Here is a 17,657-nt window from a genome sequence, read left to right on the forward strand (position 1 = left end):
AAGACGCGCCCGAAGATACGTCTGTCGAGGATGCGCTGGCCTCGCTGCCCGAGACGGAAACTGCTGAGGAACAGGATCAGTCCGATGACATCCTGTCGGGACTGGCGGCGGCGGCTCCGGACGATGTGCCCGAGGATACATCGGTCGCGGACGCCTTGTCCTCGATCCCCGAGGTTGAGGCGTCGGAAGAGGCGGACGGTTCGGCAGATGTTCTGGCCGATTTGGCTGAGGCCGCCCCGACGGACACGCCCGAGGATACATCGGTCGCGGACGCCCTGTCCTCGATCCCCGAGGTTGAGGCGTCGGAAGAATCTGACGGCTCGGCGGATGTTCTTGCCGATTTGGCCGAGGCCGCCCCGACGGACACGCCCGAGGATACCTCGGTCGCAGATGCCTTGTCCTCGATCCCCGAGGTTGAGGTGTCGGAGGAGGAGGACGGTTCAGCAGACGTTCTGGCCGATTTGGCTGAGGCCGCTCCGACGGACACGCCCGAGGATACTTCGGCCGCAGACGCCCTGTCCTCGGTCCCCGAGGTTGAGATTTCGGAGGAGGAGGACGGCTCGGCGGATGTTCTTGCTGACCTCGCCGATGCCGCACCCGCTGAGCATGCCCCTGACAAGGCGACGGATGACGCCCTGTCGTCCCTGCCCGAGATTGACCTGCCCGAGGATGCGGACTCATCCGGCGATGTTCTGGCCGGTCTGGCCGACGCAGCCCCCGAGGATACGCCCGAAGATCAATCCATGGACGACGCCCTTTCATCCTTGCCTGAAATGGAGGCAGCAGAGGCAGACGACCAAAGCGACGATATTCTGTCACAACTGGCGGATGCGGCCCCGGAAGAGGCCGACGCCGGTGCCGAGCTTGAAGACGCGCTGTCCTCGATCCCTGATGCGCCGGAAACGATCGAGGAAGACAACTCGGATATTCTGTCCGACCTGACGGATGCCGCGCCTGAGGAAACGGAAGACGACACCGATCTGGATGATTTGCTGGGCGATTTGGCCGACGCTGCGCCTGAGGACGAAGAGGATACGTCAGCCGATGATGTTCTTGCGACCATTCCGGAGGTTGAGGCTGCCGAGGAAGAGGACGGTTCGGACGATATTCTAGGAGACCTTTCGGACGCAGCACCCGATGAGGTGGCTGATGACGACACCGATCTGGATGATCTGTTGGGCGATCTGGCCGACGCTGCTCCTGAGGACGAGGAAGGTACATCTTCGGACGACGTCCTTGCGGCAATGCCTGAGGTGGACGCCGAAGATGAGCTGGATGAGTTGGATGACATATTGGGTGATCTCTCCGACGCTGCGCCACAAGAGGTTACCGACGACGGTGATACGCTCGACGATGTGCTGGGCGATCTGACCGGCGACACCGAGAGCGAAGAAGAGACTGAGAGTGATGAGGGTGATCTGGACCTCGATCTGGACGACTTGCTGAGTGACGATGCACCGTCCGGTGATGACGCCGATACGGCGGAGGATGATGCGGACGACCTGGATCTCGATCTGGATGACTTGCTGAGCGGCGATGCACAGTCCGATGATGATGCCGATACGGCGGAGGATAATGCCGACGACCTGGACCTCGATCTGGACGACTTGCTGAGTGACGATGCTCCGCCCGATGATGACGCCTATACGGCGGAGGATGATGCCGACGACCTGGATCTCGATCTGGACGACTTGCTGAGTGACGATGCTCCGTCGGGTGATGACGTCGACACGGCGGAGGATGATGCGAACGATCTGGACCTCGATCTGGACGACCTGCTGAGTGATGACGCATCGTCCGATGATGATGCCGATACGGCGGAGGATGATGCCGACGACCTGGATCTCGATCTGGACGACCTGCTGAGTGATGACGCATCGTCCGATGATGACGCCGACACGGCCGAGGATGACGCGGACGATCTGGACGATTTGTTCGATGACGATACGCCGTCCGAGGAAGATAAAGACACGACCGAGGGTGATGCTGACGACTTGGACCTCGATCTGGATGATTTATTCAATGATGACACGCCGGCGGGGGATGACTCCGAAACGGCTGATGATCTGGATCTGGACCTCGACGATCTGCTGAGTGGCGATGATGCGGAAAGCGGGGAGTCGGATGAGGCCGCGCCCGACACGGAAGGAGCCGAGCAATCAGGCGAACCGCAGCTTGCCTTTGGGCGGATGAGCGCGGATCGGCCGGACCCGGAACGTCTCAGGCGTACGCGATTCCGGATTGCCATATTCGGCGATTTCTCGGGCCGTTCGGCGCGGGGGCAGATCGAAACCGGGGACGCGTTGGCCGCGCGCAAACCGATCCTGCTGGACCCCGATACGGTCGAGGATGTGATCGAAAGCTTTGCCACAACGCTGGTGCTGCCGATTGGTAAGGACGGGGCCGGGATCGAGGTCAAGCTGAACGAATTGGACGACCTGCACCCCGATGAGCTTTATGAAAAGGTCGAGTTGTTCGACGGGCTGTCGGGCCTGAAAAGCCAGCTAAGTTCGGGTGCGACGGCAGATCATGCTGCCAAGCAGTTGATTGCCTGGGGTGAGGAATTTGGGCAGGCGGTGGTGCCGCCACGCAAGACCTCGGGGGGCAATACGGTGCGCGCCGACCTGAAGCTGAGCGATTTTCAGAAGCTGATTGGGGACACTTCGGGCGAATTGGCGCAAGCCTCGCCGGTGGATGATCTGCTGAAACGGGTGGTTGGCCCGCATATCCGCAAGCTGCCCAGCCCGGACGTGAGCGCCATGCAGACGGCGGTGGATGAGGCGCTGAGTGCGGCGATGCGGATGGTGCTGCATCACCCGGAATTCCAGTCGGTCGAGGCGCAATGGCGCAGCCTCGATCTGATTGCCCGCAGTGTCGAGGATGACGATACGCTGGATGTGATCCTGTATGATGTGTCCGCCGAGGAAATCGCTGCCGATCTGGCCGCCGAAGAAGATCTGGCCAAGACCGGTCTGGTGCGGTTGCTGACCGAAGAACCGCTGGATGAGGAAAACGGGCGCGGCGGATATTCGGCGATGATCGGGCTTTATACGTTCGAGGAAACGCCGCCCCATGCCGAGCTGCTGGGCCGGATCGGTCGGGTCGCGGCCCATGTGGATGCACCCTTCCTCAGCGCCATTACCCCGGCGTATCTGGACATCAAGAAAGAGGACCGGCACCCGCTGGTGGTCAAAGCCTGGGATACATTCCGCGCCATGCCCGAGGCGGGGCATGTGGGTCTGGCCTCACCCCGGTTCCTGCTGCGCCGGCCCTATGGCGCCAAGTCGGAACCGATCTACGAGTTCGACTTCGAGGAATTCACCGAGACCGAGGGCCTGCGCGGCATGCTCTGGGCCAACCCGGCGGTTCTGGTGACGATCCTGCTGGCGCGCTCGTTCAAGCAGAATGGCAAGGCGATGAAACTGGGCTCGGTCATGAGCCTTGGGGGCATGCCCTATCACTATGTAAACGACCGCTATGGCGATCAGGTGGCGCTGCCCTGCACGGAACGCAATATCACGCTGGACAAACACGAACACTCGGTCCAGCGCGGCTATATGCCGGTGCTGTCGGTCAAGGGTCGCGATGAGATCCGGCTGGGTTCGTTCAACTCGGTGGCGGGGCAGGAAATCCTGGGGCCGTGGACTGGCGTGCCGGTGCCGGAACCCTCGCCCGATGTGCCGCCCGAGCCCGAGGCAGAAGAAACGCCTGATGCGGATGATTTCGATCTGGATCTGGGTGGCGACGACTCGGATGATCTTGATCTGGGCGGCGATGACGCGCTGGATCTTGGGACCGACGATTTTGATCTGGATCTGGGCGATGGTGAGACCAGCGATCTGGACGATTTCCTGTCCGGATTTGGCGATGACGACGACGATGAAGAAGACGACGAAGAAATGGACCCGGAACTGGCTGCCTTGCTGGCTGATCTGTGACGGCATGGCGAACAAGATGTGGAAGGAACGGTAAATGGCTGAGAGTTTGCAAAGCAAGGAATGGCCGCTTCGGATCACCGGGTCATATACGTATGACGAGGATGAGTTGGTCATCCGCCGCGCCATCGTGACCGAACAGCTGGGTGAGTTGACGGATATTCAGGTCGAGGTGCTGTCGCCTGACAAGTCCATCGCGCTGGACAAGCTGCTGGGCAAGATCATGACCATCCATATGGCCGCCGCAGAAGGGGCCGAGCGCAAGTTTACCGGTACCATCGTGCGGGTCGAACGTCTGGCGCTGCGGGACGGGTTCGTGCAGCTGCTGGTCGAACTGCGGCCCTGGTTCTGGATGCTGGATCAGACCACTGACAGCCGCATCTTTCAGGAAAAGACTGCCGTGCAGATCATCGAGCAGATCTTTGGCGAATACGGGTTCTCGGACTTCAAGAAAAGCCTCAGCGCGACGTATCAGCCACGCGAATATTGCGTGCAGTATCGCGAGACGGATTTCGACTTTATCTCGCGCCTGATGCAGGAAGAGGGTATCTATTACTACTTCGACTATTCAAAGGCCGAAGACAAGCTTGAGACGCTGGTGCTGTGCGACGATGTCTCGGCCCATAAGCCGATCGAGGGGGACTCGTCGGTCGAATACCGACCGGGTGACGATTACAAGCAGCGCCTGTCGGATTGCGTGTCCGAGTGGGCCAGTTCCCAGCAGATCGTGCCGGGTGTCGTGTCGCTGCGGGATTTCGATTTCAATACACCCAACGCCAAGCTGGAAGTGCGGGCAAATACCAAGACCAAGGCCACGCACAACCATAAAAGCCATGAGCTGTATGACGCGCCGGGGCATTACTACAAGGAAACCAAACTGGGCACGACCCGCGCTCAGGTGCGGATGGAGGCTGAAGATGCCCGGTTCGACCGCCGCCGGGCGCGCGCCTCGGTCCGCGCGATGGAGGTCGGACGGACGTTTACGCTGAAGGAGCATCCTGACAAGGATCAGAACGATGATTACCTGATCACGGGCGCAACTTATTATCTGCAGACCACCGAAGGTTACGGGTTCGAAAAGAACGAAAAGGATCTGGACACCGGTGCGCTGGAATTCCCCGACGATAGCGGCGAGATGTTCATGGTCGAGTTCGACGCGCAGCCGAAATCGGTCAAGTATCGCTCGGCCCTGACGACGCCGTGGCCCGAGATCTCGGGTCTGCACACGGCGATTGTCACCGGCAAAAGCGGTGAGGAGATTTGGACCGACAAGCATGGCCGCATCAAGGTGCAGTTCCATTGGGACCGCGAAGGCAAGAAGGACGAAAACACCACCTGCTGGGTCCGCGTTGTGACCCCGTGGTCCGGCAAGAACTGGGGCATGGTCAGCATTCCCCGGATCGGGCAGGAGGTTGTGATTCAGTTTGAAGAAGGCGACCCGGATCGGCCGATCTGCACCGGTATGCTGTATAACGCCGATACGATGCCGCCTTACGCTCTGCCCGCCAATCAGACCCAGTCGGGCATCAAGACGCGGTCTTCGAAAGGCGGTAGCGCCGAGATGTTCAATGAGCTGATGTTCGAGGACAAGAAGGGCGAGGAACTCGTGCGCTTTCAGGCGCAGAAGGATCACGAGAAACTGGTCAAGAACAAATCCACCATCACGGTCGGCTATGACAAGCTGGATGTGGGCGGCAATGGCGGTGATGGCTGTCTGAGCCAGGTTGTCAAGAAAAACGTGGACGAGACGATCAAGGAAGGCGATCACACCTTCACCATCGAAACCGGCAGCCAGAAAGTCAGTATCAAGACCGACCAGACCGAAACCATCGAAGGGAAGTCCACCCGCACCGTGACCGGCAACCATGCCGAGACGATCAAGCAAGGCAACCTGACGACCGAGGTCAGCCAGGGCGACAAATCCACGACGGTCAAGATGGGGGACATCAAGGTCGATGCCAAAATGGGCAAGATCACAATGACCGCCATGAAGTCGATCGAATTGAAGGTTGGCGGCTCATCGATCAAACTGGACCCGACAAGCATCACGATCAAAAGCACGATGATCAAGGTTCAGGCCAATGCCAAGCTTGATGCGAAAAGCCCGATGACCACGGTAAATGGCGATGCCATGCTGACCCTCAAGGGCGGCCTGACAATGATCAACTAAGGGGGCCGAGTGATGAGCGATAGATTTGCCGGAATGGCCAAGGTGCCTCAGGTCCCTGCTGCGCGGATGCTGGCGGATGCCCATGCGCGGCTGGCCACCAAGCTGGACGCGCCCGCCAGCGCGCCGTTGGACGTGGTGCTGACCGAGCTTGAGGAAAAAGGCGCGGTGGTCGACATATTGCGCCTGCTGGGCGTTGCCTTGCCTGCGCGGGAACGGGTCTGGTGGTCCTGTCTGGCCGCGCGCGACTATATCGGCGAAGCGCCGGACAACAACACACCGTCACTGGCCGCGTCTGAGGAGTGGGTGTTCCGCCCGACACCCGAGAACCGCGAAAAGGCCGAAGAGACGATCGATCTGGCCGAACCCGATGACGAGACCATCAATTGCGCGATGGGCGTGTTATACTCGGACGGAACGCTGGGCACCGGGGATCTGGCAACCATGCCAGCGCCGCCCGGCGCGGCCGAGATTATGGCATTTGCGATGAATGTTGTTGCAATGGATATGCACGAAGATGACTTTGATGCCTATGTGCAGTTGCTGATTGATCGCGGCGTCGATATTGCTCGGGGTGGGAATGGTAAGCTGGACCGCACGGAAGGCGGTCTGGAGACGAAGGAGTAGACATGGGATTTCCACAAGCCCGCGTCACTGACATGCATTTGTGCACGCTGCCGGCCCCGCCGCCAGCGCCGCCGCCTCCTGCGCCGGTTCCGATGCCGATCATGCCACCCTGCTGCCCTACAGTTCTGGTGTCCAAACTGCCTGCGGCGCGTATGTCGGATCTGGCCACGCCCGCTTTCCCGCATCCGATTGTCAAAGGGTCTGCAACTGTGCTGATCAGCAAGCTTCCTGCGGCGCGGGTTACAGATAATTGCGCCTGTGGCGGTCTTATCATACCGCCGTGCTGCCCTACCGTACTGGTCGGAGGATGAAGACAAACGCATGACGGTCACGTTGAAATTCCAATCCACCGGCGTTGTGCCGGGCGACGGACGCCCGGTGTCGATGCAGGGGGGCTCTTTGACCGTCGGGCGTGGCCCGGCCAATGATCTGGTATTGCCGGACCCCGAACGCACGCTGAGCAAAAGCCATTTCGTGATCGAGGATCACAATGGCAACGTGGTGATCGTCGATCTGTCGACCAATGGTACGTTCCTGAACTACTCGAAAATCCCCTTGGGCCGCACGCCGACGCCGCTGAACAATGGCGACGTGCTGACCGCAGGCGGGTATGAGATGGTGGTCGAGATCGGGGCCGATCTGCCCACTTTCGAGGAGATGATCCCGCAGCCGATGCAACAGGCCGGGGTGTCTCCGGGCCAGTCCCAGAACGCGCCGGACCCACTGGCCTTGCTGGACGATGCGGGGCCGGGCGGGGATTTTCTGGATGACCTGCTGGGTGGCGATGCCAAGGGGCCGGGGCAGATTGCAACGCCCGACCCGATGGACGAGCTGTTGCCGCCGTTGGACGATGATGACCCGTTCTTTGCCAAGCCCAAGGACGGACACGCGGATATGGGCGCAAGCGATCCGATGCATAACCCCTCGGCCAGCGATGCGTTTTCGGCACCGCAATCCGGAGGCGGGGCAAACCTGATCCCCGATGACTGGGATGATGACGATCTGTTGTCACCCTCGGGCGGCGCACCGTCGGACCCGTTTGCCGCGCCCGAGCCGCCGCAACCTGCGGCCCCTCCGCCGGAACCCGCGCCTCCGCCACCCGCGAAACCGACGCCCGGCGGTCAGGCTGATATTGCACCACCCACCCCCGCCGCGCCTGCGCCGGAGCCGCCAAAGCCTGAAACACCTGCGCCTGTGGCCGCAGGTGATCAGGCCGCCGCGCGGGCACTGTTAGAGGCGCTTGAGGTGGACGACCTGCGCATCGACGACGCCGATCTGCCCGCCACGATGGGCCGCATGGGCCGCGTGTTGCGTGCGATGATCACGGGGTTGCGGGAAATCCTGATGACCCGCACCTCGATCAAGTCGGAATTCCGCATTGATCAGACCATGATCAGCGCCGGTGGGAACAACCCGCTGAAATTTTCTATCAGCCCGGAACAGGCCATCGAGGCTTTGGTCAAGCCGCGCGTCAAAGGCTATCTGGCCGCTGAAGAGGCCACCGAACAGGCGCTGAACGACATCAAGGCGCATGAGGTTGCGATGGTCACCGGCATGGAAGCCGCGCTGAAGGGCGTGCTGGCCCGGCTGGACCCCGAGGTGCTGGCGGGAAAAATCGAAGGCTCGGGCAAACTTGGGTCACTTTTCAAGGGTAAAAAGGCCCAGTACTGGGAAGTATATGAAAAGATGTATGCTGAAATCTCGGATCAGGCAGAGAACGATTTTCATGATCTCTTTAGCCGGGAATTCGCGCGCGCATATAAAGAACAGCTGGAAAAGCTGAAATAACGCCCCGATCAGGGCGGCAAGAACAAGGGAGGGCAGCCATTGTCCTGGGACAGCAAGGTGCTTTGGACCGAAGGGTTGTTTCTGCAACCCCATCATTTCCAGCAGGCGGATCGGTATACCGAGGCGCTGGTGGCGGGCCTTGCGCGGCGCGTCACGCCCTATGCCTGGGGTGTCAGCGCGCTCGAGATCGATGACGAGGTTCTGAAGGTTGGGCAGTTTGCACTGAAATCCTGCTCGGGGCTCACCCCGGACGGGCAAGTGTTTCGTGTGCCACAAGCCGAAGACCACCCGCCCGCGCTGGAAGTGCCCGAAACCATCAAGGATTGCGTCGTTTACCTTACGGTTCCGCAGCGGCGGCAGGGTGCGTCCGAAGTTGATCTGAGCGGGGCCGAACAATCGGTCAGCCGGTTGCGCCCGGCGGAGCAGGAAATCACTGACGTGATGAGCCAGCAGAAAAAGCCGGTGACGCTGGGCATCGGCAAGCTGCGCCTGCAATTCGCGCTGGCGGTGGATGATCTGGCCGACAAGCTGGCCATTCCAATTGCCAAGATCATCGAGGTGCGCCCCGATAAGGAAATCATTCTGGATCGCGGCTTTATCCCCTCCGTTCTGGATGTGCGCGCAGCCCCCGCGCTGGCCGGGTTCATGAACGAATTGGAAGGGATGCTGTCACACCGGATGCAGGCGCTGGCCGGGCGATTGTCCGAAGGTGGACCAGCGAAGGGTGCCGCCGAGATTTCGGACTTCCTGCTGCTGATGACCATCAACCGCAACCTGCCGCTGGTGCGCCATTTCGCCAATATTGAGAATGTGCATCCCGAACACGCCTACCGCGTCTGCGCCTCGCTGGCCGGTGAACTGGCCACCTTCATGAGCACCGAGAAAGAGGCCGTGCAATTCCCGGCCTATCAGCATGACAACCTGACGGACTCCTTCGCGCCGGTGATCCGCACCCTGCGCCAATACCTCAGCTCGGTTCTGGAGCAGACGGCGATTTCGATCCCACTGGAGCCACGAAAATACGGTATCAGTGTTGGTGTCATTGCCGACCGCAAGCTGATCGGCAATGCGGGCTTCGTGCTGGCGGTCAATGCCGACATCCCCGCCGAAGACGTGCGGCGGCATTTCGCAGGTCAGGCCAAAACCGGCCCGGTCGAGGAAATCCGCCAGCTTGTGAACTCGGCCCTGCCGGGGATCACGCTGCGCCCGCTGCCCGTTGCGCCGCGCCAGATCCCCTATCATTCCGGCGTCGTCTATTTCGAGCTGGATGCAGCCAGCCCCTATTGGGGCAAGATGACAACCTCGGGCGGGATCGCAGTGCATGTCTCGGGTCAGTATCCGGGGCTGCAGATGGAGCTTTGGGCGATCCGCAACCAGTAAGAGTGAACGCGATCACTGGCTGCGCCGAAACAATTTGATAGGGCTTCCCAAGTGGGTCACACTTGTGACGTGGAAGCCTTGAGGAAACAGGTCAAACGATGTCCGACAAAGATCCTTTCGCCGAACCGGACGATACCGACAAGACGGTGATCCGACCCAATCCGGGCGGGCGGCGTCAGGCGGGCGGTGCGCCGCAACAGCCTGCTGCGCCTCAGCAACCGGCGGGGTATCCGGACCCGATGCAGATCCCGCAGCCGTCGCTTGCGCCGGAACCTGCTGCTGCACCCGCTGGTGCCGGTTACGGCGTGCCCCCGGCACAGCCCCAGCAATCGCGGCCCGCGCCGGGCGGCGGCGAAGAGGTGGCGACCACCGGCATGAACCGGCTGAACGCCTGTGCTGCACCGCTGTTTTCTCTGATCAGCCGTATTCGCAACCGTGCCCAGCATATGGACCCCGACAAGCTGCGCCAAAGCGTCGTGGCCGAGGTGCGTTCCTTCGAAAACGCTGCCCTACAGGCGGGTATCGCGGCCCAGACGGTCAAGGTGGCGCGCTATGCGCTGTGTGCGACGCTGGACGATGTGGTGCTGAACACGCCCTGGGGCGGTCAATCCAGTTGGGCCACGCAGTCTCTGGTCGGTACCTTCCACCGCGAAACTGTGGGCGGCGACCGCTTCTATGACCTTCTGGCGCGTCTGGAACAGGACCCGGCCAACAATATCGAGTTGCTGGAATTCGTCTATATGTGCCTCTCGCTGGGGTTCGAGGGGCGTTTGCGCGTCGAACAGGGTGGCTCGGACAAGCATCTGCAAATCCGGCAGGGTCTGGCCCGGATCATCCGCGGCCAGCGCGGTGCGATTGAACGCGACCTGTCCCCGCATTGGGAAGGGGTCGACAAACCCTATCGCGCGCTCAGCATGTGGAAGCCGGTCTGGATCGCCGTAGGCGTCACCGCCTTGCTGCTGATGATTGAGTTTGGCGGGCTGTCCTTCCTGCTGTCCAACAAGACCGAAAACCTGGTGGGTCAGATGTCGGTGATCGATGCAGGTCCGGTGGCCGAGTTGCAGCGCCGCGCACCGCCTCCGCCGCCTCCACCCCCGCAGGCGCAGCCGCAGGTCGAGAAGGTGGTGGCCTTCCTGCAGCCCGAGATCGACGAAGGGCTGGTCGAGGTTTTTGAAAAGGGCAACACGCTGATCATCCGCATCAAAGGCTCGGGCATGTTCGGCTCGGGCTCGGACCATTTGCAGGACAAGTTCCGCGAACCGGTGCGTCGGGTGGCTGTGGCCCTGAATGAAGAACCCGGCTCGGTCATTGTGGCGGGGCATTCGGACAATGTGCCGATCCGCTCGTCCCGGTTCCCGTCGAACCTTGCGCTGTCGCTGGCGCGGGCGAAATCGGTGATGAACCAGATGGCGGGTGAGATGGGCGACCCGGACCGCCTGAGCGCCGAAGGCCGGGCCGATAGCGAGCCCATCGCCGATAACTCAACCCGTGAAGGCCGCGCGACCAACCGCCGGATCGAAGTCCTGCTGGTTCAGGAGGAGAACTGATGTATTTCCGCCGAATTCTGAGATACGTGTTCTTGTCGATCTACACCGTGCTGTTCTTCACGGCCACGGTGCTGTCGTTCAGCCTGTTCTATTTCGGCCCGCTGATCGGGTCCGACGAGTGGCGCCCACTTGACGGTACGGGCACGCGCCTGATCTGGTGCGGGGTGATCTATCTGATCTTCCTGATCATCGGGCTGACCATATTCTTCATCCGGCGCAGGCGCGAAAAGAAACTGACCGAAGAGATCACGGAATCCGTCGCCGATGGTGGCGACATGATCGACAGCGAGATTGCCGAGCTGCGCGGCAAGCTGAAAACCGCGATGGCGGCGCTGCGCAAGTCCAAGAACGGCCGGCGGCATCTGAACGAATTGCCGTGGTACGTGATGATCGGTCCGCCGGGGGCGGGCAAGACCACGGCCATTGTGAACTCGGGCCTGAACTTTCCGCTGGCCGATGAGCTGGGCAAGACCGCCATTGGCGGGGTCGGTGGCACGCGTAATTGCGATTGGTGGTTCACGGAAAACGCGGTGCTGATCGACACCGCCGGGCGCTATACCACGCAGGAAAGCGATGCCGAGGTCGACAATGCCGCATGGATCGGGTTCCTGAACCTGCTGAAAAAATACCGCAAGCGCCAGCCCATCAACGGCGCGATGATTGCGATTTCCCTGTCCGATCTGTCTTTGCAGGACGAGATCACCCAGAAAGAACACGCCAAAGCCGTGCGCCGCCGCCTTGAGGAGTTGCGTGAAAAGCTGGGCGTGCGTTTCCCGGTCTACATCCTGTTCACCAAGGCCGACCTGATCGCAGGCTTTGCCGAATTCCACGACAACTTGGGCAAAGAAGACCGCGAACAGGTCTGGGGCTTTACCCTGCCGCTGGACAAGTCGAAATCCGAGCAATCGCCGGTCGCGGCATTCGATGACGAGTTCGCCCAGCTTCTGGGCCGTCTGAACGCGCAATCGCTTGAGCGGATGCAGACCGAGACCGACCCGCAGCGCCGCGCGCTGATTGCGGGCTTCCCGATGCAGGTCGCCTCGGTCCGCAAGGTGGCGCATGAGTTCCTGACCGAAGTGTTTCAGGACAGCCGATATCAGCACCGCCATATGCTGCGCGGGGTCTATTTCACCTCTGGCACGCAAGAAGGCACGCCGATTGACCGGCTGATGCTGGGCATGGCGCGCACCTTCGGGATCGGACGTCAGGCGATCGGGTCCGGGCAGGGCTCGGGTCGGTCCTATTTCCTGACCCGTCTGTTCGATCAGGTGATTTTCCGCGAGGCCGGTCTGGTCAGTGCCGATGACAAGGTCGAGCGGCGTTATAAGATCACCAAATGGGCCTCGATGGCGGCGACGGTTGTGGCCGCCGCGACCGTTGGTGCGTTGCTGGTGCGCAGCTTCATGGGCAATTCCGACCTGATTGCCGAGGCGCAAAAGGGTGTGTCCGCCTATCAGGCCGCCGCCGCGACCCTGCCGCCCAGCCCGGTAGGCGACACCGATCTGGTGCCGGTGGTGCAGGCGCTGAACACTCTGCGCGATCTGCCCGCCAACCCGACCCTGTCCGATCCGGACCCCGAAACGCGCCTGACCTATGGTCTGTATCAGGGTGACGTGATCGGGACGCAGGCGGCGCAGACCTATCGCGCGGCACTGAACCAGCGCTTCCTGCCGCGTCTGCTGCTGCGTCTGGAAGAGCAGATGAGCGCTAATATCAACAACGCGGATGTGCTGTATGAGGCGCTCAAGGTCTATCTGATGTTGGGCCTGCAGGGACCGATGAATCAGGATCTGGTCAAGGAATGGATGAATATCGACTGGACGGTCTCGTTCCCCGGTCCGGCGCGGGAAGAGTTCCGGGCCGATCTGAATGATCATCTGGACGCGTTGCTGAGCCAGCCGATGCGCGAGGTCGCGCTGAACGGCCCGATGGTCGAGCAGATTCAAGGCATCCTGTCCGAATTGCCGCTGGCGCAGCGGGTTTATAACGGCATCATCTCCAGCCCCGCCGCCACCGCGCTGCCCGAATGGCGGATTACCGAGGTTGGCGGCCCTGCCGTGGGCCGGGTTCTGGTGCGCTCCTCTGGCAAGCCGCTGAATGACGGTATTGAAGGCATCTTTACCTATAACGGGTTCAACAACGTCTTCGTGGGCGAGGCCGTTGGTGTTGCCAAACGAGTGCAAAAGGAAAGCTGGGTTCTGGGTCCGCGCGGCGAGGCGGAACAGACCGAACAGGCGCTGGCCGCGCTCAGCCGGGACGTGCTTGACCTGTATTACAACGACTATATCGCGCGCTATGACGCGATGCTGGGCGATATCGATATCGTGCCCATGGAAAGCCTGAGCCACGCGGTCGAAGTGACCAATGTTCTGTCCGGCCCCACCTCGCCGATTGTGAATGTGCTGAATTCGATCTCGGACGAGACCAAGCTGACCGAGACCCGCTCGGTTCTGGGTGACACGGATGCGCTGAGCGAGGGGCTGTCGGACGCCGCCAGCCTGGAGCTGCAATCGGCCACCTCGGTCCAGACGCAGATTCTGCTGGAGGCGCTGGCCAAAACCAGCGGTGCGAGCGTGACCGAGCCTGTGGCGGCCCCCGGTCAATATGTCGAGGATCGCTTTAGCTGGCTGCATGATCTGGTGGATCAGCAAGAGGGCCAGCCCTCGCAGCTTGATCTGCTGATGGGGTCGTTGACGGGTGTGTATCAGGAGTTGAACAAGATGTCGTTCAGCGGCGTCTCGGACGGTCAGACCGGTCAAGCCTTGCAGCAGTTCCAGCAAGAGGCCGCGCGCATTCCCGGCCCGATGGAACGCTGGGCGGTGCAGATCATCGACGGGTCCTCGGGGATCACCTCGGACAGCACACGGTCGTCGATCAACGCGCGCTGGCAGGCCTCGGTTCTGCCGTTCTGCGAGCAGGTGGTGACGGATCGCTATCCGTTCAATCGCCGGTCCGGTGCGGATGTGGCGATGGGCGATTTTGGCAAGCTGTTTGGCCCGCAAGGTCTGATCGACAACTTCTTCAACGAGAATCTGGCCAAGCATGTGGATATGCGCACGCGGCCATGGTCGTGGAAATCGGGTGTGAACGAGGCCGATCTGGGGATCAGTCAGGCCGTTCTGACCCAGTTCCAGAACGCCGCCGAGATCAAAGAGGCGTTCTTTGCCGGTGGTCCGCAGCCGCAGATTCAGTTCCAGATCATGCCCGAGGCGCTGGATCCCAAGGCCAAGGGCGTCAAACTTGAGATTGATGGCCAGTCGCTGGAATTCCGCCATCGCGGCGGGCTGCCCTCGCCCCTGGCGGTGACATGGCCGGGGTCGGTCGGGCTGGCGCGCGTCAGCTTCGAGCCGGAAAAGCGCAATATCGAAAGCGTGTTGTCCAAGGACGGCCCATGGGCGTGGTTTAGGTTGCTGGACGCAGCCGAGGTGCGGCGCACCAATGTGTCGGACCGCAAGAAGGTGATCTTTAACGTCGGTGGCCGGATCGCGATCTTTCAGCTGCAATCGGGCTCGGTGATCAACCCGTTTGCGCTGCCGGCGTTGCAGAACTTCAGCTGTCCAAAGTCGTTCTGATGCCAGCGGACGGGTTCGGCGCATTTGGCAAGATGCCCTCGGTCGGGGATTTCTTCCGGCTTGGGGTCTCACCCGCTTTTGTGCAGCCATGGGACGAATGGATTCAGCGCAGCATGCTGGCGGTTTCGCAGGTGATGGGCGACGCGTGGGATGCGCATTACATGTCTGCGCCGATCTGGCGGTTTTGCCTGTCGCCGGGCTTGAGCGGGCCGCAGAAGATGCTGGGTGTGCTGATGCCGTCGGTAGACAGTGTCGGGCGGCGGTTTCCGCTGACGCTGGTGGCCCCGGTCTCGAACGAGGGATCGGCGATCCTGACCCATTTCCGCACGGATCAGACCTTTCGCCAGTTGGAAGACATCGCTTTGGCCGCGCTTGAAGATGACATGACACGCGACAAGCTGGCTGGCAGCCTGGCCGAACTGACAGTGCCGGTGCAGCAACCAACGGCGCCGATCCGCGGGTATGAAAGCACCATGGTTCTGACACGGGGCGAGGCCGCAGACAGCGTGCTGCCCGATCTTGCCGCCGGATTGATGTCGCAAAGATATCGCACTCCCAGCATTTGGAGCACGGAAATCGGTGGCGTCCCGCGGATGATGGTCTGCGAAGGTTTACCGGCTGGGGCAAACATGCAAGGCTTGTTCAACCTTCACGCCGCATTGTGGACCGAGGCAAGACCAATATGAATTCAAGTCACCGCGTTCGGTACAGTGCACGCAGCCATGTCGGTCACAAGCGCAAAGTCAACGAAGATTCAGTGCTGGCCCTGCCCGAGGAAAGCCTGTGGCTGGTGGCCGATGGCATGGGCGGGCATGAGGCCGGTGACTATGCCAGCCGTCTGGTGGCCGACATGGTGGCCTCGATCCAACCCGGTCTGGCCCCGTCGGATCGGTTGGGCGCTTTGCGCGACGCGCTGACCCGTGCCCATGCAGTGATCCGGCAGGAAGCGGCGGCGCGCGGGGGCGGCACCATCGGAACCACGGTGGCCTGCCTGATGCTGGCCAATGGGCATTTCGTCGGGCTTTGGGCCGGTGACAGCCGGATTTACCTGCTGCGCGGGGGCGAGATCCAGATGCTCAGTTCAGATCATTCCGTCGTGGCCGAGCTGGTTCTGGCCGGGCAGATGACCTGGGATGAGGCCGAGCAACACCCGCAATCCAACGCCATCACCCGCGCGGTTGGCGTCGGTGAGGAGCTGGAGCTGGACAAGGTCCGGGGCGAGGTTCAGCCGGGCGACCGGTTCCTGATCTGCTCGGACGGCCTCAGCAAATACGCGACTTTCGCGATGCTGCAAAAAGCGCTGTCGGAAATGCCGATCGAGACGGTCTCGGACCAGCTTGTGCAGGTGGCCCTGGATGGTGGCGGGGCCGACAATATCACCGTTGTGGTGGTGGATATTCTCTAGAATACAGATGGCAACGCCGGGATCGGCGGCGGCGAGGGCAGTTGCATCCCCGCGATGCTGTCTTTGATCGCGCCAATGTCGAAATTGCAGGCGTTGCATGGCCCCAGCGGCAGACCGGGCAGGGATTTTGCCATTTTCGCAAGGGATTGCAGGGTTGGAAGCACAGGCATGGGCGGGGCCTGAACGCTCATGGACATGGCCATGTTCACCGCGCCGCTTTGCGCCGCCTGTGCGCCTTGGGTGATGTCGTCGATCTTGGGCAGGGCGTCCAGTTGCATTTGCAGCGCCTGCGCGTCCAGCGGTACGGGAATATTCAACCGGGCCACATAGCTGAGCATCGCATTGATCCGGGCCACGCCAGCGGGCGTCAGGGCGTCGGGGCCGAATGCCTCTTGGATTGTCGCCAGGTCCGACAATTGATCCGCCAGCGCCTGCAACTCGTCCAGCGAGATTGGCAGGTTGGGGATTGGCACCGTGGACAGGGCGGCCAACTGGCCCATCAGCGCCTTCATCAGATTCGGGTCCGAGAAGGCCGGCAGGCCCAGATCGCCCGGCGCGGTTGCCGCCGGGGCCAGCAGCGCCAGTTCCTTGGCCAGATTGAGCTTGGGCAGTGGCAGCGCAAAGGGCGGCAGCGTGATCCGGGGCAGCGAGGCGGCAAAGTTCAGCGCCGCCGAGCAGGTCCCCCGAGAGCTTCCGGCCTCGCCCAGTTCCATTTCCGATTCAAAGGAATAATCAAGCCCGGCCAGCGCCATAGGGCAGATACCTTGTGCCCGCAGCGCCAAGGTCATCTTGGCGGCCAGCGTGATGTTCTGCATTTGCGGGCCGGGGATCTTGGGCATGGCCTGCGCCTGCGGCATGACATTTGCGGCAAGGCTCAGCACTGCTTGCTGGATTTCGGCCAGCAAGGCGCGCGGGTCCGCCAAGGGGAAACCGGTCGCCGCCAGTTTCATCATCAGCGAAATCGCTCCACCGCCACCGGGCGGAAGGATCGCGGGCAGGGCGATGTTGGGCGCCTTCGCGTTCATCGTCGCCTTGAGGTATATGTCCGGCGTCATCGCGGGCAACATGGCGTTCAGCTTGAGGTCCGCGCGCGCCTGTCCGCTGGCTGTGCCCTGCAGGCCCAGCAGCGATAGCAGTTTCATCATCTGCGGCGGCACCGCCTGTACCGACAGGTTGGCCGTTGCGTTCAGACCGGGCAGCGTCGCGGCATTGGATTTGCAGAAACAGGGCATGACG

At 61.7% G+C, this 17,657-nt stretch carries 11 protein-coding genes; 10 read left to right on the plus strand and 1 reads right to left on the minus strand.

Annotation, left to right across the window (positions count from 1 at the left end):
* The first annotated feature begins 773 nt into the window (after positions 1-773).
* The 10 genes from ACR0LW_RS05830 (at position 774) to ACR0LW_RS05875 (ending at position 16,421) form a co-directional block, all read left to right on the plus strand.
* Complete coding sequence (locus ACR0LW_RS05830; RefSeq protein WP_480881983.1) at positions 774-3,938, plus strand: type VI secretion system contractile sheath domain-containing protein; 3,165 nt, start codon at positions 774-776, stop codon at positions 3,936-3,938.
* Between the two features lie 34 nt (positions 3,939-3,972).
* Positions 3,973-6,105, plus strand: coding sequence for a type VI secretion system tip protein TssI/VgrG (locus tag ACR0LW_RS05835; RefSeq protein ID WP_170622531.1), 2,133 nt, complete (start codon positions 3,973-3,975; stop codon positions 6,103-6,105).
* 12 nt (positions 6,106-6,117) lie between these two features.
* Complete coding sequence (locus ACR0LW_RS05840; RefSeq protein WP_170630624.1) at positions 6,118-6,729, plus strand: DUF6931 family protein; 612 nt, start codon at positions 6,118-6,120, stop codon at positions 6,727-6,729.
* A gap of 101 nt (positions 6,730-6,830) precedes the next feature.
* Complete coding sequence (locus ACR0LW_RS05845) at positions 6,831-7,040, plus strand: PAAR domain-containing protein (protein WP_480881984.1); 210 nt, start codon at positions 6,831-6,833, stop codon at positions 7,038-7,040.
* 10 nt (positions 7,041-7,050) lie between these two features.
* On the plus strand, positions 7,051-8,517 hold the full coding sequence (tagH, locus tag ACR0LW_RS05850; protein WP_480881883.1) for a type VI secretion system-associated FHA domain protein TagH: 1,467 nt from the start codon (positions 7,051-7,053) through the stop codon (positions 8,515-8,517).
* A 39-nt stretch (positions 8,518-8,556) separates the two neighbouring features.
* On the plus strand, positions 8,557-9,897 hold the full coding sequence (gene tssK / locus ACR0LW_RS05855; protein ID WP_480881884.1) for a type VI secretion system baseplate subunit TssK: 1,341 nt from the start codon (positions 8,557-8,559) through the stop codon (positions 9,895-9,897).
* A gap of 98 nt (positions 9,898-9,995) precedes the next feature.
* Positions 9,996-11,444 carry a type IVB secretion system protein IcmH/DotU gene (gene icmH / locus ACR0LW_RS05860; protein WP_480881885.1) on the plus strand — a complete coding sequence of 483 codons (1,449 nt, stop codon included), beginning with the start codon at positions 9,996-9,998 and terminating at the stop codon, positions 11,442-11,444.
* Entirely contained in the window at positions 11,444-15,016 is a 3,573-nt protein-coding gene (tssM, locus tag ACR0LW_RS05865) for a type VI secretion system membrane subunit TssM (protein ID WP_480881886.1), read from the plus strand. The genes icmH and tssM overlap by 1 nt, the downstream gene beginning before the upstream one ends.
* Entirely contained in the window at positions 15,016-15,702 is a 687-nt protein-coding gene (gene tagF, locus ACR0LW_RS05870) for a type VI secretion system-associated protein TagF (protein ID WP_480881887.1), read from the plus strand. The genes tssM and tagF overlap by 1 nt, the downstream gene beginning before the upstream one ends.
* Positions 15,699-16,421, plus strand: a complete 723-nt coding sequence (locus tag ACR0LW_RS05875; RefSeq protein ID WP_170622539.1) for a protein phosphatase 2C domain-containing protein — start codon at positions 15,699-15,701, stop codon at positions 16,419-16,421. The genes tagF and ACR0LW_RS05875 overlap by 4 nt, the downstream gene beginning before the upstream one ends.
* Here the strand turns inward: ACR0LW_RS05875 and ACR0LW_RS05880 are convergent.
* Positions 16,418-17,653 (minus strand): hypothetical protein, encoded by a 1,236-nt coding sequence (locus tag ACR0LW_RS05880; RefSeq protein WP_480881888.1) that lies wholly within the window; start codon positions 17,651-17,653, stop codon positions 16,418-16,420. The genes ACR0LW_RS05875 and ACR0LW_RS05880 overlap by 4 nt on opposite strands.
* Positions 17,654-17,657: the final 4 nt, after the last annotated feature.

It is taken from the genome of Ruegeria sp. N4 (assembly GCF_056531425.1).

Coding starts and splice junctions, on each gene's coding strand:
- ACR0LW_RS05830 (WP_480881983.1), top strand. CDS start 774: ATGGAGGCAGCAGAGGCAGACGACCAAAGCGACGATATTCTGTCACAA.
- ACR0LW_RS05835 (WP_170622531.1), top strand. CDS start 3,973: ATGGCTGAGAGTTTGCAAAGCAAGGAATGGCCGCTTCGGATCACCGGG.
- ACR0LW_RS05840 (WP_170630624.1), top strand. CDS start 6,118: ATGAGCGATAGATTTGCCGGAATGGCCAAGGTGCCTCAGGTCCCTGCT.
- ACR0LW_RS05845 (WP_480881984.1), top strand. CDS start 6,831: ATGCCACCCTGCTGCCCTACAGTTCTGGTGTCCAAACTGCCTGCGGCG.
- tagH (WP_480881883.1), top strand. CDS start 7,051: ATGACGGTCACGTTGAAATTCCAATCCACCGGCGTTGTGCCGGGCGAC.
- icmH (WP_480881885.1), top strand. CDS start 9,996: ATGTCCGACAAAGATCCTTTCGCCGAACCGGACGATACCGACAAGACG.
- tssM (WP_480881886.1), top strand. CDS start 11,444: ATGTATTTCCGCCGAATTCTGAGATACGTGTTCTTGTCGATCTACACC.
- tagF (WP_480881887.1), top strand. CDS start 15,016: ATGCCAGCGGACGGGTTCGGCGCATTTGGCAAGATGCCCTCGGTCGGG.
- ACR0LW_RS05875 (WP_170622539.1), top strand. CDS start 15,699: ATGAATTCAAGTCACCGCGTTCGGTACAGTGCACGCAGCCATGTCGGT.
- ACR0LW_RS05880 (WP_480881888.1), bottom strand. CDS start 17,653: ATGCCCTGTTTCTGCAAATCCAATGCCGCGACGCTGCCCGGTCTGAAC.